25 protein-coding genes and 1 pseudogene are annotated in these 25,661 nt (G+C 48.0%); 20 read left to right on the plus strand and 6 right to left on the minus strand.

Annotation, left to right across the window (positions count from 1 at the left end):
- The first annotated feature begins 70 nt into the window (after positions 1 to 70).
- Positions 71 to 1,447, plus strand: a complete 1,377-nt coding sequence (mnmE, locus tag NX720_RS10890; RefSeq protein WP_262601147.1) for a tRNA uridine-5-carboxymethylaminomethyl(34) synthesis GTPase MnmE — start codon at positions 71 to 73, stop codon at positions 1,445 to 1,447.
- Between the two features lie 17 nt (positions 1,448 to 1,464).
- Here mnmE and NX720_RS10895 read toward each other — a convergent pair whose 3' ends face one another.
- The gene (locus tag NX720_RS10895) at positions 1,465 to 2,103 is read right to left on the minus strand and encodes a MarC family protein (RefSeq protein ID WP_262601148.1); all 639 of its coding nucleotides are present in this window, start codon (positions 2,101 to 2,103) and stop codon (positions 1,465 to 1,467) included.
- 630 nt (positions 2,104 to 2,733) lie between these two features.
- On the opposite strand from NX720_RS10895, the gene NX720_RS10900 reads away from it, so the two are divergent.
- The 3 genes from NX720_RS10900 to NX720_RS10910 all read left to right on the plus strand — a co-directional run bounded on the left by NX720_RS10900 (position 2,734) and on the right by NX720_RS10910 (position 6,094).
- Positions 2,734 to 2,862 carry a hypothetical protein gene (locus tag NX720_RS10900; RefSeq protein ID WP_262601149.1) on the plus strand — a complete coding sequence of 43 codons (129 nt, stop codon included), beginning with the start codon at positions 2,734 to 2,736 and terminating at the stop codon, positions 2,860 to 2,862.
- 285 nt (positions 2,863 to 3,147) lie between these two features.
- Positions 3,148 to 5,022 (plus strand): tRNA uridine-5-carboxymethylaminomethyl(34) synthesis enzyme MnmG, encoded by a 1,875-nt coding sequence (gene mnmG / locus NX720_RS10905; protein WP_262601151.1) that lies wholly within the window; start codon positions 3,148 to 3,150, stop codon positions 5,020 to 5,022.
- A 208-nt stretch (positions 5,023 to 5,230) separates the two neighbouring features.
- A complete protein-coding gene (locus NX720_RS10910) occupies positions 5,231 to 6,094 on the plus strand; it encodes a class I SAM-dependent methyltransferase (protein WP_262601152.1) in 864 nt (287 codons plus the stop codon).
- Here NX720_RS10910 and NX720_RS10915 read toward each other — a convergent pair.
- The 3 genes from NX720_RS10915 to NX720_RS10925 form a co-directional block, all read right to left on the minus strand.
- On the minus strand, positions 6,091 to 7,230 hold the full coding sequence (locus NX720_RS10915) for a lipase family protein (protein ID WP_262601153.1): 1,140 nt from the start codon (positions 7,228 to 7,230) through the stop codon (positions 6,091 to 6,093). The genes NX720_RS10910 and NX720_RS10915 overlap by 4 nt on opposite strands.
- Entirely contained in the window at positions 7,227 to 7,688 is a 462-nt protein-coding gene (locus NX720_RS10920) for a type III secretion system chaperone (protein WP_262601154.1), read from the minus strand. Before NX720_RS10920 ends, NX720_RS10915 begins: the two co-directional genes overlap by 4 nt.
- 104 nt (positions 7,689 to 7,792) lie before the next feature.
- Positions 7,793 to 8,407: a porin family protein gene (locus tag NX720_RS10925; RefSeq protein WP_262601155.1), complete on the minus strand. Its 615-nt coding sequence runs from the start codon at positions 8,405 to 8,407 to the stop codon at positions 7,793 to 7,795.
- A gap of 208 nt (positions 8,408 to 8,615) precedes the next feature.
- On the opposite strand from NX720_RS10925, the gene rsmG reads away from it, so the two are divergent.
- Genes rsmG through NX720_RS10940 form a run of 3 tightly spaced genes read left to right on the plus strand, consistent with a single transcriptional unit; the run spans position 8,616 to position 10,996 of the window.
- Positions 8,616 to 9,254: a 16S rRNA (guanine(527)-N(7))-methyltransferase RsmG gene (rsmG, locus tag NX720_RS10930; RefSeq protein ID WP_262601157.1), complete on the plus strand. Its 639-nt coding sequence runs from the start codon at positions 8,616 to 8,618 to the stop codon at positions 9,252 to 9,254.
- Between the two features lie 24 nt (positions 9,255 to 9,278).
- Positions 9,279 to 10,076 carry a ParA family protein gene (locus tag NX720_RS10935; protein ID WP_262601158.1) on the plus strand — a complete coding sequence of 266 codons (798 nt, stop codon included), beginning with the start codon at positions 9,279 to 9,281 and terminating at the stop codon, positions 10,074 to 10,076.
- On the plus strand, positions 10,076 to 10,996 hold the full coding sequence (locus NX720_RS10940) for a ParB/RepB/Spo0J family partition protein (protein ID WP_262601159.1): 921 nt from the start codon (positions 10,076 to 10,078) through the stop codon (positions 10,994 to 10,996). The genes NX720_RS10935 and NX720_RS10940 overlap by 1 nt, the downstream gene beginning before the upstream one ends.
- 43 nt (positions 10,997 to 11,039) lie before the next feature.
- Here NX720_RS10940 and NX720_RS10945 read toward each other — a convergent pair whose 3' ends face one another.
- Positions 11,040 to 11,810, minus strand: coding sequence for a hypothetical protein (locus NX720_RS10945; RefSeq protein WP_262601160.1), 771 nt, complete (start codon positions 11,808 to 11,810; stop codon positions 11,040 to 11,042).
- A 385-nt stretch (positions 11,811 to 12,195) separates the two neighbouring features.
- Between NX720_RS10945 and NX720_RS10950 the strand changes: the two genes are divergently transcribed.
- The 12 genes from NX720_RS10950 to NX720_RS11005 all read left to right on the plus strand — a co-directional run bounded on the left by NX720_RS10950 (position 12,196) and on the right by NX720_RS11005 (position 23,528).
- Positions 12,196 to 14,181 (plus strand): bifunctional 2',3'-cyclic-nucleotide 2'-phosphodiesterase/3'-nucleotidase, encoded by a 1,986-nt coding sequence (locus NX720_RS10950; protein WP_262601161.1) that lies wholly within the window; start codon positions 12,196 to 12,198, stop codon positions 14,179 to 14,181.
- Entirely contained in the window at positions 14,181 to 14,558 is a 378-nt protein-coding gene (locus tag NX720_RS10955) for a hypothetical protein (protein WP_262601162.1), read from the plus strand. The genes NX720_RS10950 and NX720_RS10955 overlap by 1 nt, the downstream gene beginning before the upstream one ends.
- Positions 14,559 to 14,728: 170 nt before the next feature.
- Positions 14,729 to 15,730 (plus strand): LysR substrate-binding domain-containing protein, encoded by a 1,002-nt coding sequence (locus NX720_RS10960; RefSeq protein ID WP_262601163.1) that lies wholly within the window; start codon positions 14,729 to 14,731, stop codon positions 15,728 to 15,730.
- Between the two features lie 435 nt (positions 15,731 to 16,165).
- Positions 16,166 to 16,582 (plus strand): F0F1 ATP synthase subunit I, encoded by a 417-nt coding sequence (locus tag NX720_RS10965; protein WP_262601164.1) that lies wholly within the window; start codon positions 16,166 to 16,168, stop codon positions 16,580 to 16,582.
- Between the two features lie 36 nt (positions 16,583 to 16,618).
- Positions 16,619 to 17,485 carry a F0F1 ATP synthase subunit A gene (gene atpB / locus NX720_RS10970; RefSeq protein WP_262601165.1) on the plus strand — a complete coding sequence of 289 codons (867 nt, stop codon included), beginning with the start codon at positions 16,619 to 16,621 and terminating at the stop codon, positions 17,483 to 17,485.
- Positions 17,486 to 17,576: 91 nt separating this feature from the next.
- Entirely contained in the window at positions 17,577 to 17,831 is a 255-nt protein-coding gene (gene atpE / locus NX720_RS10975) for a F0F1 ATP synthase subunit C (protein WP_262565161.1), read from the plus strand.
- Positions 17,832 to 18,028: 197 nt separating this feature from the next.
- A complete protein-coding gene (locus NX720_RS10980) occupies positions 18,029 to 18,499 on the plus strand; it encodes a F0F1 ATP synthase subunit B (RefSeq protein WP_262601166.1) in 471 nt (156 codons plus the stop codon).
- A gap of 12 nt (positions 18,500 to 18,511) precedes the next feature.
- Complete coding sequence (locus tag NX720_RS10985; RefSeq protein WP_262601167.1) at positions 18,512 to 19,045, plus strand: F0F1 ATP synthase subunit delta; 534 nt, start codon at positions 18,512 to 18,514, stop codon at positions 19,043 to 19,045.
- Positions 19,046 to 19,129: 84 nt separating this feature from the next.
- On the plus strand, positions 19,130 to 20,686 hold the full coding sequence (gene atpA, locus NX720_RS10990) for a F0F1 ATP synthase subunit alpha (protein ID WP_262601168.1): 1,557 nt from the start codon (positions 19,130 to 19,132) through the stop codon (positions 20,684 to 20,686).
- Between the two features lie 53 nt (positions 20,687 to 20,739).
- Entirely contained in the window at positions 20,740 to 21,600 is an 861-nt protein-coding gene (gene atpG / locus NX720_RS10995) for a F0F1 ATP synthase subunit gamma (RefSeq protein WP_262601169.1), read from the plus strand.
- 56 nt (positions 21,601 to 21,656) lie between these two features.
- A complete protein-coding gene (atpD, locus tag NX720_RS11000) occupies positions 21,657 to 23,033 on the plus strand; it encodes a F0F1 ATP synthase subunit beta (RefSeq protein ID WP_262601170.1) in 1,377 nt (458 codons plus the stop codon).
- Between the two features lie 69 nt (positions 23,034 to 23,102).
- On the plus strand, positions 23,103 to 23,528 hold the full coding sequence (locus NX720_RS11005; protein WP_034878941.1) for a F0F1 ATP synthase subunit epsilon: 426 nt from the start codon (positions 23,103 to 23,105) through the stop codon (positions 23,526 to 23,528).
- Positions 23,529 to 24,145: 617 nt separating this feature from the next.
- On the opposite strand, the pseudogene NX720_RS27085 reads toward NX720_RS11005, so the two are convergent.
- Positions 24,146 to 24,412, minus strand: a pseudogene (locus tag NX720_RS27085) (C2H2-type zinc finger protein); the annotation flags it as partial.
- 286 nt (positions 24,413 to 24,698) lie between these two features.
- On the opposite strand from NX720_RS27085, the gene NX720_RS11010 reads away from it, so the two are divergent.
- Positions 24,699 to 25,625: a hypothetical protein gene (locus tag NX720_RS11010; RefSeq protein ID WP_262601171.1), complete on the plus strand. Its 927-nt coding sequence runs from the start codon at positions 24,699 to 24,701 to the stop codon at positions 25,623 to 25,625.
- Positions 25,626 to 25,661 lie beyond the last annotated feature (36 nt).

Raw genomic sequence — 25,661 nt, forward strand, 5'->3', positions numbered from 1 at the left:
CGGGTCGTTTTTTTTATTCGTTACAGCCGCTAAACTACGCTTCATTTTCTATCTACGACGTAACCGATACATGTCCGATCTCAGTTCTATCCACAACGACACCATTGCTGCACAGGCTACCGCACCCGGACGCGGTGGGGTGGGCATAATCAGGGTTTCCGGGCCTGATGCCCTGAAAGTGGCACGAGCGGTGCTGAAGATCGAGCCTAAGCCCCGTAATGCCCATTACGGTCCGTTCCATGATGAGAATGACGAAGCGCTGGACCAGGGGATTGCGCTGTTTTTCCCGAACCCTAACTCCTTTACCGGTGAAGATGTTCTGGAACTTCAGGGGCATGGCGGGCCCGTTATTCTGGACCTGCTGTTACGCCGGATTCTTGCCCTGGGTGTCCGGCAGGCCAACCCGGGCGAGTTCTCGGAACGGGCCTTCCTGAACGACAAGATGGATCTTGCCCAGGCTGAGGCCATTGCCGACCTGATTGATTCAAGCTCAGAACAGGCAGCCCGTTCTGCCCTGCGTTCCATGCAGGGGGCATTTTCCAAACGGGTTAACACTCTGGTTGAGTCGTTGATTCAGCTGCGGATTTATGTGGAAGCGGCCATCGACTTTCCGGAAGAGGAGATTGACTTTCTGGCCGATGGCAAAGTCAGCAATGACCTGAGCCTTGTCATCGGTGACCTGGCTGAGGTGATTCGAGAGGCGGGGCAGGGCGCTATCCAGCGGGAAGGCATGACCGTTGTGATTGCCGGTCGTCCTAATGCCGGTAAATCCAGTCTGCTGAATGCCATGGCCGGACGTGAAACGGCCATTGTTACTGATATTGCCGGAACTACGCGCGATGTATTACGCGAACATATTCACATCGATGGCATGCCGCTACATGTTATTGATACGGCCGGTCTGCGGGAAACAGACGACAAAGTTGAACAGATTGGCGTGGAGCGTGCGTTCCGGGAGATTGAAGACGCTGACCGTGTATTGCTGATGGTCGATGGCACCGGGACTGATGCCATGAATCCTCACGATATCTGGCCGGAGTTTGTTGATCGTCTGCCCTCGAAGGATAAGTTAACCGTTGTACGTAACAAAATAGACCTGACCGGCGAGCAGGCGGGCATAGAAGACGCTGACGGCGTTCCTGTGGTCAGGGTGTGTGCCATGAGCGAACATGGACTGGATGCGCTCAGAGAACATTTAAAAGCCTGTATGGGCTATGAAGGGGCTATGGAAGGTGGTTTCTCTGCCCGTCGTCGTCATCTGGACGCTCTGCGTCGAGCCGGTGAATTCCTGGACAATGGTCGTTTACAACTGGAGTATATGGGCGCAGGCGAGCTTCTGGCTGAAGATCTGCGTCACGCCCAGAAAGCGTTAGGGGAAATTACCGGGCAGTTCAGCAGTGATGATTTGCTGGGTAGAATTTTCTCGTCGTTCTGTATTGGCAAGTAAGTGATTGACGCGGTGCATCAAAGATTAAGGTGCATCGCGCCATAGAGGCCCAGAATAATCATCTGTACTCCCATAACAGCCAGTATCAGTCCCATCATACGACTGATGACTTTAATGGCGCTCTCCCCAATAAACTTTAGAAAACGCTCGCCAGAGAGAAAGAAAAAGTAAGTGATGATACTCAGCAGGGCCAGTGCAACCATACTGATAATAACTTCCGTTAACCCCTTGTCACCTACAAAATTCATGGCTGAAGCAATGATGCCCGGACCGCCCAGAATAGGCGTTGCCAGCGGGCTGATGGCAATACTTAATTTGGCATCAAGGCTTTTCTCATTATCTTCCTGACTGGGGGTATGCACTTCTGAGGTGCGACCGGTGAGCATTTCCTTGCCGATCAGAAACACCAGGATGCCGCCGGTGATTCGAAAAGCCGGAATCGTTATCCCGAACATCTGAAAGATCACTTTTCCCAGCAGGCAGAAGGTTGCCACAATAAGAAAAGCAATGAGGTTCGAGCGAAAAGCGATGGAGCGTTTTTCATTGGGTCGCAAGCCATCGGTCAGGCTGATAAAAATCGGTGTATTGGCAATGGGGTTCATCATTGCAAAAAAGCCAACGAACACTGTGAACCCAAACGAGATATGATCTGCCATAGTCTTTAAAAAAAAGTATTAACAAAAGAAATTCGTTAGCCAAGTTTAACGGGCTTTACGCATTTTGCTGGCAGATCAATAAAGTAAATGGGTATCCAATGAACAGCCCTGCTGGTTAAACAGCACCAGTCAGTGGTCAGTGGTCTTTTACATTACATGGATATATAAGACACTTTTCCACAGTTAGAGTTTGAGGTCGAATAAATAACTCAACTGCTGTTTTATGCTGTGTACAAAATCGTGTATAAGACCCTGCAAACCCTATAGGAGTAGTCATTTGATGATTGTTAATAACTTTTCACTGCTATAAGTTACCCGTTCCCAAAAACTTGGCAATGGCAATAAAATAAAGCGACAGGAAGGCTGGTTGTACACAGAACTGGTCAGTTTCATCGTTGTTATTTTTCCAATTATTGTAAATCTGAATAATTCGCTTATAACTTTTTTGATGTGGATAATGATGTGGATAAAAAGTGCTGTTTACGACAGGAAAATCACAGGTTAATAGCAGGAAGCTAACAAGAGACTGACAGGGTTATTCAATTTGTAATCCACTGAAAATAAAGGCTTTAAGTGAGTTATCCACAGAAAGTACTCACACTATTTATATTTAACAGCAACATCCGAATTTTGACCATCATCTTAACCGCCGACATATCCCATGAACTCAGAGAACTCTCTTTTGCCGAACTCTTTGACTATTTTATTGTTGAGTGCGAAGAGGATGAGGGCATGTTTTCAGCCATTAAAGTATCCTGACTATCCAGACCAGCTACGATGACCAATTACGTGCGGCACTTGTATAGCTGGATAGCCATCGCGGATTTCTTCGGGCTTTACGACTGAAAGAGACAAGGGCTTGTGAGTAAGCTCTTACCAGTCATCTCTTTTTGCTTTTTATTGAAAGATTTATTGAAAGAGATGTACTGCTTTTCCTTTCCAACGTAAACCGTGGCCAGAGGCATGTTGTTGGAAAGTGGCTGATGTATACTTAGCCGTTTTTCCAGTTTTCAGACTAATGAAGCAGGTGACCTGACCTTGGCAGTGGATTTTCCAACTCGGTTTGATGTGATTGTGATTGGTGGCGGCCATGCCGGTACCGAAGCAGCGCTCGCTTCAGCACGTATGGGCGTAAAAACCCTGTTGCTGACCCACAACATCGATACTCTGGGCATGATGTCCTGTAACCCCGCGATTGGTGGCATTGGCAAAAGCCACCTGGTGAAGGAGGTGGATGCTCTGGGCGGTGCCATGGCGCAGGCGACCGATCTGGGTGGTATCCAGTTCAGGGTTCTGAATGCCCGCAAGGGACCAGCGGTACGGGCAACCCGTGCCCAGGCGGATCGCGCCCTTTACCGGCAGGCTATTCGTACCATTCTGGAGAATCAGGAAAACCTGTGGATATTTCAGCAGCAGGCTGACGACCTGGTGATGAATCAGGATAAGGTGGCGGGCGTTGTGACCAATATGGGGGTACGCTTCCTGGCTGATAATGTGGTTCTGACGGCTGGTACTTTCCTTGGGGGACGCATCCATATTGGCCTGGAAAACCACAGCGGTGGCCGTGCGGGCGATCCTCCTTCTATCGCTCTTGCGAATCGTCTGCGTGAGCTGAACCTGCGGGTTGAACGTCTGAAAACCGGCACTCCGGCTCGTATTGATGCCCGCAGTGTGGACTTTTCAGTGATGCAGGAACAGCCGGGTGATACGCCAACGCCAGTCATGTCTTATATGGGCTCTGTGGAACAACATCCACAGCAGGTGTCCTGTTTTATTACCCATACCAATGAACGTACTCACGACCTGATTCGTGGTGGTCTGGATCGGTCGCCCATGTTTACCGGGGTGATCGAAGGGGTGGGGCCTCGCTACTGTCCTTCTATTGAGGACAAGATTACCCGCTTTGCTGACAAGAACTCCCACCAGGTCTTTCTGGAGCCGGAAGGGTTATCCACAAATGAGCTATATCCAAACGGGATATCCACAAGCTTGCCATTTGATGTTCAGGTAGAATTTATTCGTTCCATCCGTGGTCTGGAGAATGCGCACATTACCCGTCCGGGCTATGCCATTGAATACGATTACTTTGATCCCCGTGACCTGAAGTACTCTCTGGAAACCAAAGCCATTGACGGTCTGTTCTTTGCGGGCCAGATCAATGGTACGACGGGTTACGAAGAAGCTGCAGCACAGGGCTTGCTGGCGGGAATGAACGCTGCTCTGCGCGCCAGAGATAAAGAAAGCTGGTGTCCTCGCCGCGATGAAGCTTACATCGGTGTACTGGTCGATGACCTGATTACCAACGGTACCAGCGAACCATACCGCATGTTTACCAGTCGGGCGGAATACCGTTTGATCCTGCGTGAAGATAACGCCGACCTGCGTCTGACAGAAAAAGGTCGTGGGCTGGGTCTTGTGGGTGACCACCGCTGGGCTTCCTTTGTGGATAAAAAAGAGCGCATGGAGAAGGAAAGTGAGCGTCTGCGCACCACTTATATACAACCGCAGAGCGAAGCTTCAGCAAAGATTGAAGGCAAGCTGTCTAACCCTCTGACCCGGGAATACAACCTGCAGGAGCTGCTGCGCCGCCCTGAACTGACCTATGATGATGTCGCCGACCTGTCGGGTGAGTCAGAAAGTAATCCACAGGTAAGAGAACAGGTTGAGATTGCTACCAAGTACGAAGGTTATATCAATCGCCAGACGGAAGAGATTGAACGTCTGCGTCGTTATGAGAATACTGCGATCCCTGCTGGTCTGGATTACGATGGCATTGAGGGACTTTCCAATGAAATTAAGCAGAAACTGAAAGAGAATCAGCCTGAAACCCTTGGCCGGGCTTCCCGAATTCAGGGTATGACACCAGCGGCTGTATCACTGCTTCTTATTCATCTGAAAAAACGTTCGATCGTTGCCTGAAAAGCAGGTTGAGTGATAAACGGGTAACGACTGAAAGGTCGTGAAAATAGCTTAAACCCTTGTTAGCATTGGCTTTCAAGGGTTTTTTATTGATAAAAATAAAAGTTAGTTACCCATTTTAATTAAACTAGAATAGTGTTTTTATGTACTAAAGCTAATTTCAAGAATTCTTCTGTTTTCTTTATCTGGTATTTAACGGGTAATAAATATGATTGAACAAATTGAACAAGAGGTTGAAAAGCACTACGGCGACCCCTCCGTTGATCTTGAAGAAAAAATTATTCAGGCACTACGGAAAGAGGGTAAAGATATCAATAACCTGGTGTGGACTGATCTGAACGGACTGGATGAATTTCATTTGCGTAAGCGGGAAGCCACCGTGGAAATGGCTTCGCTTCTGAATTTACAGCCTGAGACCAGGGTTCTTGATGCGGGTTCAGGTCTGGGCGGTCCATCAAGATACCTGACCTCGGAATACGGTTGTCATATTGATGGTATTGATTTGTCAGGTGTGTTTTGTGATGTTGCCAGATCGTTTGCCAGACGCTTCGGCTTTGAGGATCGGCTCCGTTATCAACAGGGCAGTGCTCTTGACCTTCCTTTTGCAGACGACAGTTTTGATGTGACATGGACTCAGCACGTTTCAATGAACATTGAAAATAAAACGGGCTTCTTCAATGAGCTGGCGCGAGTACTGAAGCCGGATGGAATGCTGGCCTGTTACGACATTATTGCCGGTTCCGGTGAACCCATCGACTTTCCTGTTCCCTGGGCGAAGACGCAAAAAATCAGCTTCCTTGCCAGTGCCGAAGAACAGAAGCAAGCGATTACTCACGCTGGATTAGAGATTCTATCATGGGATGACAAAAGTCAGGAAGCACTGGCGTGGCTGGAAACCGCTCAGGAAAAGTTCAGGGCTGGAGACGCGCGCCCACTGGGCAGTAAGCTTTTTCTGGGGGAAATGTTCAGTGAAGTGATGTCAAACCAGGTGAGAAACTTTCAGTCGGGTCGCACAAGGGTGGTTCAGATTATTGGCAGAAAAACAGTCAAGCCTGACCTGGTAATTGATTAACCGGATTTTGCAAAGTAATGAATATGACGGGTGAACTTGTCATGGCGATCCAGGCTATTCGAAGCTTCCTTGTCTGCAGGGAGAGTAGTCACTTTACCGATATGTTCGATCTTGCCGCCTGTTTTCCTTATTAACAAGTTGTCACTCATGTTCGGTACTGCATCGCCTTCTATATAGTAATGCTGAACATGCGCAGCGGCATTGGCTTTTCTTTCCTCGGGGATAGACTCTCGCATCTTCCTGCCAAGCTCTGCACTGGAAAAACAAATGGCGTCTACGGGCTCTTTCTGGCTCAGGGCGGCATAGGCTGCTTCACCTCCACCTTTGGAATGACCGGATACCGAAAACGTATAGTCCTTATATTTCGGGTCGGCAGCCATCAGGCTCTGTACCTTTTGAGTTAACTCGCTGGCCTGTTTGTAGCTGTCAGGTGCTTTGCCAAGCAGGGCGTTCTTGGCATTGGCGATCCATTGCCTGAGAGTGAACCCGCGGTTTGACAGGGAGCGTTTAACCAGTCCTCCGGTGGCTTTGCCTGATGTGGTTCCACCAAAAACAAGCCTTACTTCTGGTTTGGGATCGGATGTCGGGTTGTGGAGAATATAGGCTGTTAATCCTGATTTTTTATCATAAATGAAGCCTTCCGAACCTTTTGTGGAAAGCCCGGCTGCGTTCCCTGCTGCCAGAGCAAGAGGGCGGGCTGTATCCCATTGTCCAAAGTTGAGGTGTTTTCCCACTTCCGGGTCAACCTTCGTATGATTTTCCGGGAGTTGCGTAGCCTGACTGATTTTGTCCAGAGATCGATGGTAGGGAAATGCAGCAATTTCGGCATCAATGGCTAATTGAATTCTTTGTCCGATATCGTTTGGAGGTGGAGCTTCTACGGCATAAGGTTTTGGTATTTCTGAAACAAGCTTCGCAGTCGATTCCTGTGGCTGGTGATGCAGAGACTGGAAGGAGCCTGTTATCTTTCCTGGTTGCCCGGTTGTCCCTGGTTTGAACTGTTGCAGCCGCTCTCTCAGAGCGGGGCTTGATACACGGGCAGGTGAGGTTTTTTCGTCTTTCGACAGGGGTGAATGTTTGTCTGGTTTAAATCCTGAGGATTCTGCTGTTGAAAAGCTGGTTCTGTTGAGATTCACGCCTGCACCCCTGAGATGGATGTGGAAGAAAGACTGGCAAGCTCCTGCTCTTCATTTACCAGCTCCTGTTTCAGGCTTTCAGCAAGCTGGATGTAATTAAAGAGCAGGTTTTCAAAAATGTCTGTTGTCAGGTTGCCAACGGGCGAGCTAGTCATCAGGTGAATGCCATAGCCTTCATCATCTATGGAAAACCATGTTCCACGCAGCCTGTCAGGGCTGCCATTAAGGGTCAGTAGTTGCAGGGCCCTGCCATGACGAATGTCCGGATCAGAAGGCAACCGGGAAAGCAGGGTGTGAATTATCAGCAGATCACTGCCTTCAGGCAGTTCGATAACAGCAGCTGTTTCATCGTTTTCATTGAGCAGCGTGCAGGCGTTGCCATTGATGGGGAAGTTGTGACCACTGATGTCACTCAGGTGCTGAATCAGTTGTTCGAATTGTTGTTGCGGGTCAGTCATCAGATTTAGCTCCTGTGAACCTGAAAGTTCACATCGGCTTCTGATGCTGATGTTTTAGTCAGTATGGAGTCAACACAGTCGGGTGTTGACTCCGGGTGACGCTATCAGAAGCGGTAAGCAACAGACAGGTAAGCTTCAGCACCGTTCTTGTGCTTCAGGGCGAGGCTTGCGTTGTTTGAACCTTCAGAAACGCTTTCCTTAACTTCGTTACCGTAAGCGCGGTATTTCAGACCCAGTTCAGCGTCAACAGGGCCAACCTGGTACATTACGCCAGTTTGAGCGCCGAATACGGCAGAGGTTTTGTTGCCAAGTACGTCAACTTTCATTTTGTTAGCACCCAGGGAAGCACCAACGAAAGGACGGAACGCAGAACCTTCCATGAAGACGTAATCAACAGATGCAGTCAGGGTCTGTTCTTTGATCTTGCCATTCAGGTCTTTAGCGCCTTCTTCGTTGAACTTAAAGCTCTTGTTCTGGCTGTAAGTACCGTAAACTCGTACGTTGTCGTTCAGGTATTTACCAACACGGATACCGAAGGTGCTGTTTTTTACCTTTTTGTCGGTTCCTGAAATTTTGTGTTCATCTATATTGCCTTTAGCTTCAACAGTACTTTCAGCCTTGCCAGCTTCCAGACCTGCGAACCAGTCACCAGCCTGAGCAGCAGTAGCACCAGACATCAGCGCAGCAGATACCAGCGCAGTAGAGATAATCTTTTTCATGAGCGAGGGAACTCCGTTAGATTGTTAGTTGATTGGCAGGTCAGGTTTATAAACTAACAACCGACAAGTTCTCTATTCAGATGCCGTATTGAAATCGTTACGGACTTTGCACTCAATACTTACACCTTGGTGGCCTTAGTTAGTGGTTCGACGCTCCAGACAGGTTACAATAAACTAACTTATTGATTTTTTTTCCGGTTAGTTTGAAATGTCCCTACGTGAAAGTATCTGCCGAGGCGCAAATACATTGTCTGTGTCGTTAACGGAAAAGCAGGCTGATTTGCTGACCCGGTATGTTGAGTTGCTGGCCAAATGGAACAAGGCTTACAACCTGACTGCCGTACGCGATATTAATGAGATGGTGTCCCGTCATATTCTCGACAGTCTGAGTATTGCACCGTTCATGACCGGAGATTACCTGATGGACGTGGGTTCCGGTCCTGGCTTGCCGGGTATGATCATGGCGATTATTTACCCTGAAAAGCAATTCACCTTGCTGGACAGTAATGGCAAGAAAACCCGATTCATGACTCAGGCGAAAATGGAACTGGGTTTAAATAATGTTCGGGTTGAAAACACCCGCTGTGAATCCTTTCAGGCTGAACAACCTTTTGATGTTATTATGTCACGAGCCTTCAGCTCTTTACTGGATATGGTGGAAGGAACGCACCATCTGCTGAGCCCGGAAGGTACCTTTCTGGCGATGAAAGGCCTGTATCCGGAAGAAGAGTTGCAGGAGCTGTACGCTGTACGGCCTGATATTAAAGAGACCGAAAGTCATATTTTGTCGGTTCCGGGTTGTGAGGCACAGCGTCATCTCGTTATGCTGAAACAGATTAAGAACTAATAGAACGAACGGTAACATAAGGCAGTGGGAAAAATACTCGCGGTAACCAATCAGAAAGGTGGCGTTGGCAAAACAACGTCCTGCGTGAACCTGTCCGCTTCTCTGGTCGCCACCAGGCGCAGGGTGTTGCTGATCGATCTGGATCCCCAGGGCAATGCCACCATGGGAAGTGGTGTTAACAAGCATGACCTGGAATGGTCTTCCTACCATGTTCTGACTGGACGAAGCGCCATTGATGATGTCATTGTGCATAGTGAAGACGCTGGTTACGATATTCTTCCCACTAATTCTGACCTGACTGCTGCCGAAGTAGAACTGATGAATCTTAAGGGTAAGGAAACCCGCCTGCGGGATGCCCTGAAGAGGATTCAGGATCGCTATGACTTCATCATGATTGATTGTCCACCGTCGTTAAATATGCTGACACTGAATGCCCTGGTGGCGGCAGAAGGTGTGATCATTCCGATGCAGTGCGAGTATTATGCACTGGAAGGGTTAACAGCTCTGATGGAAACCATTACCGGTGTCCGTCAGACACTTAATCCCAGGCTGCATATTGAAGGTCTGTTGCGAACCATGTACGACCCCCGTATCAGTTTGACTAACGAAGTGTCCCGTCAGCTGATCAGCCATTTTGGTGATCAGGTCTATCGCACAGTGATTCCAAGGAATGTGCGGCTGGCCGAAGCGCCCAGTCATGGCAAGCCGGTACTGGCTTATGATAAGAACTCCCGTGGTGCCATTGCTTATCTCGCTTTGGCTGGAGAAATGATCCGCAGGCACGACATTAAGTTCAAGACTCAAAGGGAAGCTGTGAGCTAATGGCTAAAAAACGTCTCGGTACCAATTTGAATGCACTGCTTGGCGGTGCCAATTTATCGGCTTCTGTGTCTGGTGATCTCGCGATGCCTGAAGCCTCTGTGAATAACCTTGTTGAAGGTTCTTCTGATAGCTCTTTAGATAAAGAGCTGAGAGAGCTACCGGTAGAATTTGTCGTTCGGGGTAAATACCAGCCTCGTCGTGATATGCACCCGGATGCTCTCGAAGAGCTGGCAGAAAGCATCAAGGCTCAGGGAATCATGCAGCCGATCGTGGTTCGTCCACTGGCTGAAAACCGTTATGAAATCATTGCCGGTGAACGACGCTGGCGTGCTGCCCAGATTGCCGGTCTGGGGGAAGTGCCGGTTCTGATCCGTGATGTACCTGACGATGCTGCCATCGCTATGGCGCTGATCGAAAATATCCAGCGTGAAGACCTGAACCCCATCGAAGAAGCCATCGCCCTGTCCCGTCTCCAGAAGGAGTTTGAACTTACACAGCAGGAAGTGGCTGAAGCCGTGGGTAAATCCCGTACTGCGGTAACCAACACCTTGCGCCTGATGTCCCTGGGGGATGAGGTGAAAAAACTGCTGGAGTATGGTGACCTGGAAATGGGACATGCCCGGGCCTTGCTGCCTCTGCCTGAGATGGAGCAGCTGGAAGCGGCTCGTTCCGTGGTGGCAAAAGGTTTGTCAGTACGTCAGACCGAAGCGCTGGCACGCCGTATCCAGCAGGAAAAAGAGCAGGGCAAAAAAGGCAAAGAGAAGAAGGTTGACCCGGATATCAAGCGCCTTGAGGATGACCTGACTGACCGCATTGGCGCCAAAGTTGCCATTCAGCATAATGCGAAAGGCAAGGGCAAGCTGGTTATTTCCTATAACAGCCTTGATGAGCTGGATGGGGTGCTGGCTCATATCCAGTAAATAATGGGGTTACATCGTTGATTTTCAGGAATCATCCTGGCAATCAACGATCTTTTAATTTCTCCAGGCCCGAAAGAACAGCTTGAATGTCTTCAACTTCCTGCTTTGACTGATCGCTTCTTTCAGGGTCTGTTTCTTCCATTATTAATCGTTGAAGAGCGTCAGCTTTGAGAGGAAGCAAGTATTTAAACATGTCCAGACTAAAGGTATTAACAAAGACTAAGGCATGATTTGCACTTTCGCTCAAAGAGTGTCTCCACAGCGTCCCATCACTTTTCTGTCCATTTTGCATATAAGTAAGGGCAGATAGCCCGCGGAATATCTTGCCACCATGTCTCAAATCTTTTTTTACTTTCTCCAATGATTTTTTGGTCTTAAGTGAAGCAATGAAATCTAACATTACCGTTCTGTTTTTTTGGGCATAGTCATCAGCAGATATCTCGCCATACTCCTCCAGAATCATTGCTTCCTTGAGGAGGTTGTAGTACTTCGCGTAGTCTTGAGCCGCTTTTTCCGGTTTGTCTGACATCCAGTTTTGCAGCATTTCACCGAATAGCTTTTGTAATTGTTTCTTATTACGCGCCAGCTCCCTGTTGACTTGTGCCGGTGGCTTTGTTTTTTTTGTTTGCCGGGATTGAACAGACTTTGGATCGGTGAGGGGGGCTTCTGTCTCAACGCCTTTGGGGATTTTGGTTTCAACCTGTTCTTTAGTTTTAACGGTAAGCCCGAACTTTTGAGCGATTTTTTTCTTTATGCTGCCAAGGCTCATATGCTCCTTAAAATACGCTCTGACTCTGGTCATCGAAACTTTCATTGTCATCCCTGTTTGATTATTAGCCTGCTAACAAAAAGGTTAGCCTACAACTTTACGGCTCCGGTAATGGCTTTGCTTAGGAGTGCTACCTGTCGTATCTTCTAATGCCTCGTCAAGACAGTGTTTTTAAGGTGTGACCTCTTAAAACCCTGACCAGCTTCTGAGCTGATGCCATCAAGTCAGAGGTTGGTCAGATGGTTCTGATAGTACAGAGCGCCCTGCTTTATACACCCCCCTATAAACGCACATCAATACAACTGCCTTATCTATTTAATAAGTGCTTTTAGATGATTACGTTGTAATCGTCTGTATTCTGTTTACCTGCCCCTGTCATTATTCTTAAACTCCTTTGCCGTTTATTTTCAGTCACTTAAGCGGGTTCCTTATGTTGTTCCACCGGACTGCGTTTGCAACGTTACTGTCGGGCTGGCTTGCCAGCGGTATTCTCTATATAGCGAGTTATACGGAAACTTATGCAGCAACCCTTGAGCTGAGGGTGATGGAGACCACTGACATTCATGCCAATGTCATGGACTTTGATTACTACAAAGGTGAGCCGTCTGAAGAAATCGGTTTAGCCAGGGTCGCAACACTGATCCGTATGGCTCGGAAGGAGGTGAAAAACAGCGTACTGGTCGATAATGGCGATTTGATTCAGGGTTCGCCTATGGGTGACTACATGGCCGACAAGGGGCTTGATGAAGGCGATATTCATCCTGTCTATAAAGCGATGAACCTGTTGCGTTACGATGTTGGGAACATTGGTAATCATGAATTTAACTATGGTCTTGAGTACCTGAAACTGGCCGTGGCGGGTGCCAACTTTCCTTATGTCTGCGCCAATGTGCTGTCAGCGAAAACCAGTCGGCACCTATTCAATCCTTTTCTCATAAAAGACAAGGTCTTTGTGGATAGCAAAGGGCAAAAACAGGTGATCCGGGTTGGCTTTATTGGGTTTGTGCCTCCCCAGATCACCCAGTGGGATAAAAAACATCTGGAAGGTAAAGTCGTTGCAAAAGATATTTTGCAGACTGCCACGAAACTCGTGCCGTTGATGAAAGAAGAAGGGGCTGATGTGGTTATTGCCATCCCTCATTCAGGCATCAGTACCAACCCATACAAAGCGATGGCTGAAAACTCGGTTTACTATCTGTCACAGGTAGACGACATTGATGCCATTATGTTTGGTCACACTCATGGCGTATTTCCCGGACCGGCTTTTAAGGGAATCAAAGGAGTGGATGTTGATGAAGGCACTATTAACGGAGTTGCAGCCGTTATGCCCGGGCGCTGGGGAGATCATCTGGGCATTATTGACTTAACGCTGGACAACAGCAGTGGCGAGTGGGAAGTGGTTTCGGGTCGCTCTGAAGCAAGGCCTGTTTATGATCGACGCAATAATAAGGCTCTGGTTGAAGCGGATCCCGAAATTATCAAAGCGGTCAAAGCTGAGCATAAAGGCACCCAAAAGTTCGTCAACCAGCCTATAGGCAAATCAACCGACGTAATGTACAGCTACCTGGCACTGGTTCAGGACGATCCTACTATTCAAATTGTGAACGATGCCCAGATTAGTTATGTCGAGGAATTTATAGAAGGCGATCCGGACCTGGATGGACTTCCCGTTATTTCTGCGGCAGCCCCTTTTAAAGTGGGTGGGCGAAAGGATGACCCGAACGGTTTTACCGAAGTAGAGGCTGGTACGTTGACGTTCAGTAACGCGGCCGACCTTTACCTCTATCCGAATACTCTTGTGGCTTTAAAAATAAATGGCAAAGAGCTGAAAGAGTGGCTGGAAATGTCTGCCGGACAGTTTAACCAGATTGACCCGAACAGTGCTAAACGTCAGCACCTGATTAACTGGGACGGCTTCAGAACCTACAATTTTGATGTAGTGGATGGCGTACAGTATATGATCGATGTAACACAACCGGCAAAATACGACGGTGATGGTCAGTTGATCAATCCTGAAGCAGAAAGAATTACAGAACTGATGTTTAAGGGCAAACCCGTCAGGGAAGATCAGGTGTTTATCATTGCCACCAATAACTACAGAGGTTACGGTGGCGGCAACTTTGCCGGTACTGGTGAAAAGAATATCGCTTTTGCGTCGCCGGATGAAAACAGACAAGTGTTGTCCAATTACATTGCTAAAGAAACGTTGGTAACAGGTTTTGTCAAACCAACCGCTAACAATAACTGGAAGCTGGCTCCTATCCAGACCAATACCGATCTGGATATTGTTGTTGAGACGGCACCGGGAAAAAAGGCAGCTGATTTTATCAAAAAACACGCGGTGTATAACATGAAAGAGGTTGGCAAGGATGATGCCGGGTTTGCTTTATACAGGATAGATCTGGGGCAGCATTAATGTGGAGGATGGCGCTGTACAGGTTCTGCCTGGAAAATGATTCCGCAAAAAAAAAGCCGCAATTTATTGCGGCTAAGTCTTCTGCGGTAACGTCAGTGTTCGAAAGCAATAAAGCTGTCGGGGTTTACATCCTGTTCATTCAGGTTATAAAGCGCGATAGCCTTTTGCTGATTATTGTTACTGTCTCGTTTACCTGTCAGAATGCTGGCACATCAGGGGGATACGATGCTCTGCAAGGATTTACTTTAAATGTTTATCGGCTTCGCGGAAAAACAGAGACATATGATTCCAGCATGTCGCATTTCGCTGACGTCTTTTTAAATGAACAATCTGCTCAAACACTGGAGTCTGTTTTTTTAATTCCACCCAGGATTTAATTGAAGTATTCTTCATGCCTTTTCCTTACTACTAACAAAGACAAAAGGAAAGCTGCCTTTGCAATTTATGGGCGCAGTATATGAGCTAACTGCAGACCTGAAAAATCAATAAAAGATCAGGGAGATATAAGTGATTTTTATCCCTATTGTTAGTACCAGAAATAGGCGTTATGTTTCATATCCGGGCTTCGGGCGGCGGTTGGCTGCCTGCTTTTGCAAGTCCTGGTGCAGCGCCAGAAGTGACCAGAAAACAGAAAGGCTGGGTTAACGGTATGCATATCACTTTACGGCAGCTGGAAATTTTTAAGGCCGTTGCGCAGAGCGGAAGGGTAACGGCTGCAGCCGAGTTACTGTTTATTTCCCAACCTGCGGCCAGTATGGCGCTGTCTGAGCTTGAGAAACACCTTGGGTCGCTGTTTGATCGACACCAGGGAGCGTCCATGACATTAAGCGATTCTGGTCGTGCGTTGTTGCCAATGGCCTGTGAGCTGGTTGACCGGGCAAAAGAGATAGAACGACAGTTTGTTAATGGCAGCTGCTATGAGCAGGGCGTTCTCAAAATCTGTGCCAGTTCTACGGTTGGCAACAACCTGATGCCGAAAATCCTTGGGGATTTCGCCAGAGAATTTCCCAGAATCCGTACCGAACTGACGATTGATAACACGCGCAGCATCGTCAATAGTCTGGTGGCGATGGATATCGATATGGCGGTTGTTGAAGGTACCTGCCTGCATCCGGATATCGATGTTTATACCTGGCGGGAGGATGAGCTGGTTATTATTGCGCATCCGTCCCACCCTTTGGCAAACAAAGAGAGTGTCGAACTTAAAGACCTGAAAGACGAGGGTTGGATTCTGAGAGAGTCGGGTTCGGGTACACGGGAACTGTTTGACGAAGTTATTGCTGCACAGCTGGTGACTCCCAGAATACTGATGAGCCTGAACCGGTCAGAAGCTATCAAGCAGGCCGTTGCGGACGGTTTGGGGGTTGCCTGCATTTCCAGATTAGCTGTCTGGCGTGCGGTGAGTGGTGGGCTGCTATCGATCATTAATGTTAGTGATCTTAGCCTTAAGCGATATCTTTACCTTCTGCTTAACAGGAATAAGTATCGCAGTGGCGTTGTTCAAAAAATAACCGACTTTATTCTTTCTTCTAAAAGCGGGGGTGAGTAGCAAATACTACTCACCCTCGAAGCTGGTTGATTTTTCTATAGGGTCATCCGGATGAGGCAGGTCAAAAAACAGGCCTGGCTTTAACAGGTGAAGGAACTTGAATAGGTATCTGGCATGTATGTCTAAAGGTCTGTAGGGATAGTGTTTGTTTTTCAGTCTGTTTTCTGGTGATTAATAAATAGTCGTGTTGGATATTATTCGCACTGTTTTATGAGTAGATGAAGCTCTGCCCTGAAGGATAATAGTTAATGACTGTTAATCTACCGGTTGAATATAGGTACTTCTACACATTATACTTCTCGCCGCTAAGGGAGAGAAAAACAGCTAGAAAATTCAGTGCGATGAGATCAGAAAACAGGCGACAATGTTACGTCAGACGAGCAACTGAGCTCCCTTATCAACTTTCGCATAACAGTCCAATAGGCAATGAACTCTATGTCTGAAGCCAGGGCGTGGAAATACAACAACTTAAGCCGCTACCCACATTTGCGCCGTCCTGCGGTTCATCGGGTTGTGCTTGTCCAGTTGTTGACTACATTGTGCTTGTCCCTGCTTTTGTTACCGGTGGGAATCGTCCACGCCACTTCCGCTTTTCTGGGAGGACTGGCATGCGCCATTCCTAACGCTTATATGGTCTGGAAAGCATTTCGTTACAGAGGGGCAAGCGCTGCACAGAACATTGCCAGATCTTTTTACCAGGGAGAAGCAGGCAAGTTTGCGCTAACCGTGCTGGCTTTTGTCCTGATTTTTACCTTGGTGAAACCGATTGAACCGCTGTCGCTTTTTGGCGCATTTGTACTGGTTCAGGCGGTAAACTGGTTTACACCTTTGCTGATCGGATTTCGTCAGTAAAGAACGATTAGATCTCGATGGTTAACGGGGAACTCCATGGCAGCAACTGCTTCTGAATATATTCAGCACCATTTGCAGAATCTGACCTTTGGCCAACTGCCAACCGGATTCGAACGGGCTGACGGCACTATTTTGGCTGAACCTGTCTGGACTATTGCCCACAGTGCCTATGAGGCAAAGGCAATGGGCTTCTGGGCACTTAACCTTGACAGCCTGTTCTGGTCAGTTTTGCTTGGCATTGTATTTCTGTCTCTGTTTATGAAGGTCGCGCGAAACGCAGAGAAAGGTGTGCCTTCAGGATTTCAGAATGCCATAGAAAGTGTTGTCGAGTTCGTTGATAACAGTGTTAAAGACTCTTTCCACGGTAAAAGTGACCTGATTGCTCCTCTGGCACTGACCATATTCGTCTGGGTTCTGTTCATGAATCTTATGGATTTGATTCCGGTAGACTGGTTGCCCGGCGTTGCCACCCTCACCGGCCTTCCCTATATGAAAGTGGTGCCTTCTACTGACCTGAATGTAACCCTGGGTATGGCACTTTCCGTTTTCGGGCTGGTTATTTTTTATTCCATAAAGGTAAAAGGTGCAGGTGGTTTCCTTAAAGAGTTGACACTCAATCCGTTCCGTAGCTCCAACAAGTTGGTTCAGGCTGTCCTGATTCCCATTAACTTACTGCTGGAGTCGGTAACACTGATCGCCAAGCCGGTTTCTCTGGGGCTACGGTTGTTTGGCAACCTGTATGCCGGGGAGCTGATCTTTATCCTGATTGCAATGCTTGGCTATTACCAGTTGCCGCTGCATTTTGGTTGGGCAGTATTCCATATACTGGTTGTCACTCTACAGGCATTTATCTTTATGACCTTAACTATTGTTTACTTGACTATGGCGAATGAAAAGCACTGAACTTTCTCATTAGCAGATACCAGGTTGTATTTAATAACGTGGCCTCAACGGGGCGAATTTAGCAAAAAAACGACGACAGTCGGGAGGGTGTATGGACTTAGTAGTGGGTCTGACGGTAATTAGCGTAGCATTCATGCTGGGTATTGCAGCATTAGCCACGGGAATAGGCTTTGGCCTTTTAGGAGGGAAATTTTTGGAGGGGGTAGCGCGTCAACCGGAAATAGCACCTATGTTGCAAACCAAGATGTTTATTCTTGCAGGTTTGCTGGACGCAGTGCCTATGATTGCTGTGGGTATTGCGCTGTTCTTCACGTTCGCTAATCCGTTTGTGGCTCTCGTTCAATAATCAGCGATACCTGGTATCTGGCTGTTACAGTAGGCTGATTCAAAGATCCGGTTGGAAGGTTTAGGCAGTACAACCGGCTTACTGGGAGCCAACGGCTTGAGCGGTGATCCCGGTGGAACGCTGTCTCAGGCTGACAAGAAAAAGCAGTGCGGGTTGATTTGAATATCTTTTGAAACAACTGGAGCACAGGAGTTTGCATGAATATAAATGCGACCCTTATAGGTCAGTCGATAGCGTTTGCGGTGTTTGTGTGGTTCTGCATGAAGTATGTATGGCCCCCTATTATGCAGAACCTGAACGCCCGGAAAAAACAAATTGCAGATGGTCTGGCTGCTGCTTCCCGTGGCAACGAGAAGCTGGAAGCTGCGCAACTGAAAGTTACTGAAGAGCTGCAGGCTGCCCGTGAACAAGCTCAGGAAATCATCGATCTTGCCAACAAACGTGCAGGACAGATTGTTGATGAAGCCAAAGAACAGGCCAGAGAGGAAGCTGAAAGAGTGAAAACGGCAGCCCAGGCTGATATCGAACAGGAACTCAACCGGGCTCGTGAAGCTTTGCGTGCTCAGGTGGCTGTTCTTGCCGTTACCGGAGCCGAACGGATTCTTGGTAAAAACCTGGATGAGTCTGCCAACAGCCGTCTGGTTGATGATCTGGTGGCGGAATTATAAAGAGGGTTAACCATGGAATTGACCACATGTGCCCGTCCCTACGCTAAGGCCGCATTCCAGCTGGCCAGGGAACTTGGCCAGCTGGATGAGTGGTCCCGGATGCTGACACTGTGTGCCAGTGTATCCAGGCATGAGGCTGTTGACCGGATGTTGAACGATCCGTCGACAAACGGTGACATGAAGGCAGAGGCTTTTATCCAGTTGTGTGAGGGCAGTCTTACGGTTGAAGTCGAAAATTACATCAGGATTCTTACCAATAAAAAACGCATTTCACTGCTGCCGCATATTGATGCGCTGTTTGAGCAGATGAAATCACAAGATCAGAGTTATCAGGATGTAATCGTTACTTCAGCGTTCCCTCTTACGGAATCTCAGGAAGAGAAGATCGCTAAGAAAGTAAAGCAGCGTCTGGGGCAAAGTGTCCGGATGCAAATCCAAATAGACAGCGAACTGGTGGGGGGGGTGATTGTAAAAGCTGGCGATCTTGTGATCGATGGCAGTGTTCGTGCCCGCTTGTCCAAGTTGGCTGATGCAATGATTTCATAGTTATTTTTTTGGCTATTTTTCAGCTCAAGGCTGTTTATTAGCTCAGGGCTGTCTTTCAATAGCTACAAATTTGGCAGGTAAGCTATGCAACTGAATCCTTCCGAGGTCAGTGACATCATCAAAAGCCGCATTGCGCAACTTGATGTGTCCAGTGAAGCACAAAACGAGGGTACCATTGTCAGCGTGACCGACGGTATCGTTCGAATCCATGGTCTGGCCGACGTTATGTACGGGGAGATGATCAAATTCTCCGGTGGCGTATACGGCATGGCCCTCAACCTGGAACAGGACTCCGTAGGTGCTGTTGTTTTAGGCGACTATGGTCATCTGGCAGAAGGTCAGAGTGTCCAGTGTACAGGTCGAATTCTCGAAGTCCCGGTGGGCAAAGAGCTGCTCGGCCGTGTGGTGGATGCATTGGGTAGTCCGGTTGACGGCAAAGGACCTCTGCAAGCCTCTGATTCTTCGTCACTGACAACTGCACCCATTGAAAAGGTTGCGCCGGGGGTTATTGCCCGTCAGTCAGTGGATGAGCCTGTGCAGACCGGCTACAAGTCCGTTGACTCAATGGTACCGATTGGCCGGGGTCAGCGCGAGTTGGTTATCGGTGATCGCCAAACCGGTAAAACCGCTCTGGCTGTCGATGCCATCATCAATCAGAAAGGTACAGGCATCAAGTGTGTCTACGTAGCCATCGGCCAGAAGCAATCCACCATTGCCAACGTAGTGCGCAAGCTTGAAGAACACGGCGCGATGGAGCACACCATTGTTGTGGCTGCTGGTGCTGCTGATCCAGCGGCTATGCAGTTCCTTGCTCCCTTTGGTGGTTGTTCCATGGGTGAGTACTTCCGTGATCGTGGTGAAGATGCCCTGATTGTTTATGATGACTTAACCAAGCAGGCCTGGGCATACCGGCAGATTTCCCTGTTGCTGCGTCGTCCTCCCGGTCGTGAAGCTTATCCCGGTGATGTTTTTTATCTCCACTCCCGTTTGCTGGAACGCGCCGCCCGTGTGAATGCCGACTACGTAGAGAAAGTGACCGATGGCGAGGTGAAAGGCCAGACTGGTTCATTAACGGCTCTGCCCATCATTGAAACCCAGGCGGGGGACGTATCGGCCTTTGTACCTACCAATGTCATTTCTATTACCGACGGTCAGATTTTCCTTGAAACGGATCTGTTCAACGCAGGTATTCGTCCGGCGATGAACGCTGGTGTGTCAGTATCCAGGGTAGGTGGTGCGGCACAAACCAAGATCATCAAGAAACTGGGCGGTGGTATTCGTCTTGCGCTGGCTCAGTATCGAGAGCTTCAGGCATTTGCCCAGTTCGCGTCCGACCTTGATGAAGCGACACGCAAACAGCTTGAACACGGTCAGCGTGTCACTGAGCTGATGAAACAAAAACAGTATGAGCCGTTGTCAGTGGCGGAAATGGCTCTTGTTATTTATGCGGCAGAACATGGCTATCTGGAAGATGTTGCTCTGAACAAGATCGGTGATTTCGAAGCGGCTCTGCTCAGTTTTGTCAGGGCTGAATGCAGTGAGTTGATCTCCAGGGTCAATGAAACCGGGGACTACAACGACGACATTCAGGCAGGTATCAAGGAAGCCATTGAAAAGTTCAAGGCCACCCAGACCTGGTAAACATCGGTGTATCAAAGCCAGCTTCCGGTAACGGTGGCTGGTGAGGACTGAAAATGGCAGGCGCAAAAGAGATTAGGACGCAAATATCGTCCATTAAAAGTACGCAGAAGATCACCAGCGCCATGGAAATGGTGGCAGCGAGTAAAATGCGTAAAGCCCAGGAGCGGCGTGAAATCAGTCGTCCCTATGCGGAACGTATCCGTCAGGTTGTCGGGCATGTTGCTCATGCTAATGCCGAATACAAGCACACTTATATGTTTGAGCGGGAAGTGAAGCGAGTTGGCTTCATTATCGTTTCAACAGACCGTGGTTTGTGTGGTGGTCTTAACATCAACCTGTTCAAGAAAGCCGTTTCTGAAATGAGTGGCTGGAAGGATAAAGGCGTTGAGATTGACCTTTGCCTGATCGGCAGTAAGGCTGTTTCATTCTTCCGTAACTACGGTGGCAATGTTATTGCGGCTATCACTCATATTGGCGACTCACCCAGCATTGGCGACTTGATCGGTGGTCTGAAAGTGATGCTCGACAGTTACGATGAGGGGGCGATTGATCGCCTGTTCGTAGTGCATAATGAGTTTGTGAATACTATGGCGCAAACACCAACGTCATTGCAGTTGTTGCCTCTGGTAGCAGACGACGATGATTCACTGAGTAAGCCTTGGGATTACATCTATGAACCCGATGCTAAAAAGCTGCTGGATGGGTTGTTAGTGCGTTATATCGAATCCCAGGTCTTTCAGGCTGTGGTAGAAAATAATGCCTGTGAACAGGCGGCTCGAATGGTCGCCATGAAGAGTGCAACTGATAACGCCGGAAACCTGATTGACGATTTGCAACTGGTTTACAACAAGGCTCGTCAGGCGGCAATCACGCAGGAATTGTCAGAAATCGTAAGCGGCGCCGCAGCCGTTTAAAGCGCTGCAGCTTTGTAGTGCACGGCTGTAAAAAAGAAAAAGGTAGAGGGTAGGTTATGAGTAGCGGTCGTATCGTACAAATAATCGGCGCCGTCATTGACGTCGAATTTTCAAGGGAAAGTGTTCCCAAAGTGTATGATGCTTTAACAGTAGACGACAAAGGTCTAGTTCTGGAAGTTCAGCAGCAGCTGGGCGACGGCATTGTGCGCTCCATTGCCATGGGTTCCACAGAAGGGGTTTCCCGCGGACTGGCTGTTAATAATACCGGCGCACCGATTCAGGTACCCGTTGGTCAGGAAACCCTGGGGCGCATTATGGACGTTCTGGGAAACCCTATTGATGAAAAAGGGCCTATTGGTGAGCAGGAGCGAGCCTCTATTCACCGTAAAGCGCCCAGTTACGCAGATCAGTCTGCGTCTAACGAACTACTGGAAACAGGCATCAAGGTTATCGATCTGGTTTGCCCGTTTGCCAAAGGTGGTAAGGTCGGTCTGTTCGGTGGTGCCGGTGTGGGTAAAACCGTAAACATGATGGAGCTGATCCGGAACATCGCGATTGAGCACTCTGGTTTCTCAGTGTTTGCCGGTGTGGGTGAGCGGACTCGTGAAGGTAATGACTTCTATCATGAAATGACCGACTCCAACGTTATCGATAAAGTATCGCTGGTTTACGGTCAGATGAATGAACCACCCGGTAACCGTCTTCGTGTCGCATTGACGGGTCTGACCATGGCTGAAAAGTTCCGTGATGAAGGTCGGGACGTGCTGTTGTTTATCGACAACATCTATCGCTACACCCTGGCGGGTACTGAAGTATCCGCATTGCTGGGTCGTATGCCATCGGCTGTAGGTTACCAGCCTACTCTGGCTGAAGAGATGGGTGTTCTGCAGGAACGGATTACTTCAACAAAAACGGGTTCCATCACTTCCATTCAAGCTGTGTATGTCCCGGCGGATGACTTGACTGACCCTTCTCCGGCCACCACTTTCTCGCACCTTGATGCAACGGTGGTACTGAGCCGTGATATCGCTTCCAAGGGTATTTATCCGGCGATTGACCCACTGGATTCCACTTCCCGTCAGTTAGACCCTCTGGTGATTGGTCAGGAACATTACGAAGTGGCCCGTGGCGTACAAACCGTTCTACAACGCTACAAGGAACTGAAAGACATCATCGCGATTCTGGGTATGGATGAACTGTCTGAAGAAGACAAACTGACCGTTTCCAGGGCTCGTAAGATCGAACGTTTCCTGTCTCAGCCATTCTTCGTAGCAGAGGTATTTACCGGGTCGCCCGGTAAATATGTATCACTGAAAGATACCATCAGAGCCTTCAAGGGAATTCTGGATGGTGAATACGACAATCTGCCAGAGCAAGCTTTCTACATGGTAGGTTCCATTGAAGAAGCGGTTGAAAAAGCCAAGTCCATGTAAAGCCCGTATTTATCTTCCTTCTTCTATATATAGAAGAAGGAAGATAAACATTAAGTGAGGTAACAAAATATGGCGAGCACAGTTCACTGTGACATCGTTAGTGCCGAGGAGGAGATTTTCTCCGGGCAGGTTGAAATGGTTGTTGCCACGGGTTCTCTCGGGGATTTGGGGATAGCTCCCGGCCATACTCCACTGTTAACAGAGTTAAGCCCTGGCCCGATACGCCTTATTGCAGAAGGTGGAGAGGAAGAAGTGTTTTATATTTCCGGTGGATTTCTGGAAGTACAGCCTTCTCAGGTAAAGGTTCTGGCTGATACGGCTTTGCGTGCAGACGATATGGATGAAGCGGCAGCGGCAGAAGCCAAGAAGCTGGCTGAACAAGAATTGACCAATCAGAGCGGTGAATTCGATTACTCCCGTGCAGCAACTCAGCTGGCTGAAGCCGCGGCACAGTTGCGGACGCTGCAGGCCATCCGCAAGAAACTGGGTAAATAGCCTACTAATTCTCCTTCAAAGCGATAGCTTATTCATAATCAATGAAAGCCCTGAATTTCCGGGGCTTTTTTATCGTTCGTAATGAAACTCTGAAGAGAAGTCTTTATAGAGTTTTAGTGTGTCCCCTATCTCGCAGGGTGACGATGGGGTGTTTTTCTCTGCCACTTCCCTTATTGCGATGAAGGATTACTGGGATCAGTCTCTGTCCGGGGCTCAGTAGTTACAATAAATTTTCCATCACGTTGTGTGACCATGATTGTCTCTATTAACGCAGTTGAATTAGTAACCACTCGAACCGGTGGGCTTTCATTATTAAGTGGCCTGATATAGCTTACGCTGGTTTCTACGTCGGAGTTTGGGTCAGAGTTAAGGGATTGTGTTGTTGTGACTATTCCGGCGGGCTCTTGAATGGATACGGTTATATCAGGCGTATCCGGGGCTGAGTGACGCTCTCTGATGTGCTTTTTGAGCCCATATTTTCGTGTATAAGCAGCTCCACAGACTGAGCAACGAAACTTTTCGCCGGTATGGGTTCGCGCGTGTCTCCTGAGATGCGTTGTCTGTTTAAATTTTTCTCCACAGACATCACATCTATATGGCTTTACACCTGTATGGGTTCGCATGTGTCTGGTTAAGCTAGACGTTTCGGTAAAACTTTTTTCACAGAGATCACATTTATATGGCTTTACGCCGGTATGGGTTCGCATGTGTGCGGTTAAATTATACGACTCGGCAAAAGCTTGTCCACAGACATCACAGATGCATAACTTTTCGCCGGTATGGGTTCGCACGTGCCTTTTGAGACTCGCGTGGCTCGGAAACTCGTCGCCACATTCTGAACATATAAAAATTGGCATGCCAGAACCTCTTTTTCTGCCATTCATGTCACCAGTTCAAATCATAAGCCTGTTTCTGGAAATCACTGATATCGGGAAATACACGATGAATTATAGTGTTTTTTGTGCTGTCTCACGCATCGCGGCAGCGACTAGTGCATGAATCCGATAGAGAGACTGCTTGATCAACCGTATCAAAAAAGAGGGGAGACTGAGTAAGCAAGAATGCAGCTTCGTTCTCAGGGAAAACGGGTTGTCCAGTCGTTATCAGTGAACTTAAGAGCCTTCCATTTGTCCAATGTTGACAAGAACGAATAATTGAAAGGTGATTTTAATGCGAAAAAAGTTAACAGCAGCCTCTAAATGTCTTAGGCAGTCTGTGCAAACTGTTTGCCTCCTGAGCTTGTTTTTGTCCCAAACTGTATTGGCAAACGACACCGGAGAGTCGGTTGCTTTTGTCGGTGCCGGCTTTACGGCAGGGTATATCTTTGATACTGACAAGAATTCTAGACTCATACTTGCGTTTGCCCCAATCACCGAACAGTTCGACCAATTGCGTAACGGCACCGTGAGTTTGTCGAATTACAGCCCTGAAGCAAAATCCGGAAATCCTTTTTATTTTTTTGATGGTCTTATCAAAATATCTGAAAACCCTGTAGAGAGAATAAAAGAGCAGGTATCAGAGGCTGCCAGAGGCAACCCAAAGTTGATTATAGGTATCGATATGTTGTTTTGGCCGGTTTATGCCAAGGTTCAAAACGCAGGTGATGAGGAAAAAATCAGACTCGAACGATTACGGGAAGTCCTTCGTGCAATGGAAGAATCTAACCAGAATTATGTTATTTCCAGTTTGCCTGTGACAACAATGGATGCACCCAAATTAGCAGGCAATAAAAGTCTGAAACAAGAAAAATACAAGGTATCTGAAAGTACTATAGATAAAGCCAATGAAATTTTAAAAGATTGGGTAAATAAACAAAACGAAAAGACAGCGGAAACAGGAAAAGTATTGTTGTTGGATATAGGAGGCTTTTTCAGAGACTCAGAAACTTCAGAGTTTTATTGTGGTAGTGAACTTGGCAATCAGCAGCTCAAAAGATTAAAGTCAGCCGGTGTAATCTATCCGAACAAATTCGGAGTACTCTGCTTTGCAGGCCATGTGCTGAGTAAAATGTATAAAAGCCCACTTTCACAATTCCATTCAGTTGCCTGGGAATTTGACCAGACGAAAATACATTCCAGTCCCCATAGTGAGCTTTAAAAAGAAGTCATTTTGATCGGTGCTTCCTTGTTGCAG

This window comes from Endozoicomonas euniceicola (genome assembly GCF_025562755.1).
GTDB classification, from domain to species: Bacteria; Pseudomonadota; Gammaproteobacteria; order Pseudomonadales; family Endozoicomonadaceae; genus Endozoicomonas_A; species Endozoicomonas_A euniceicola.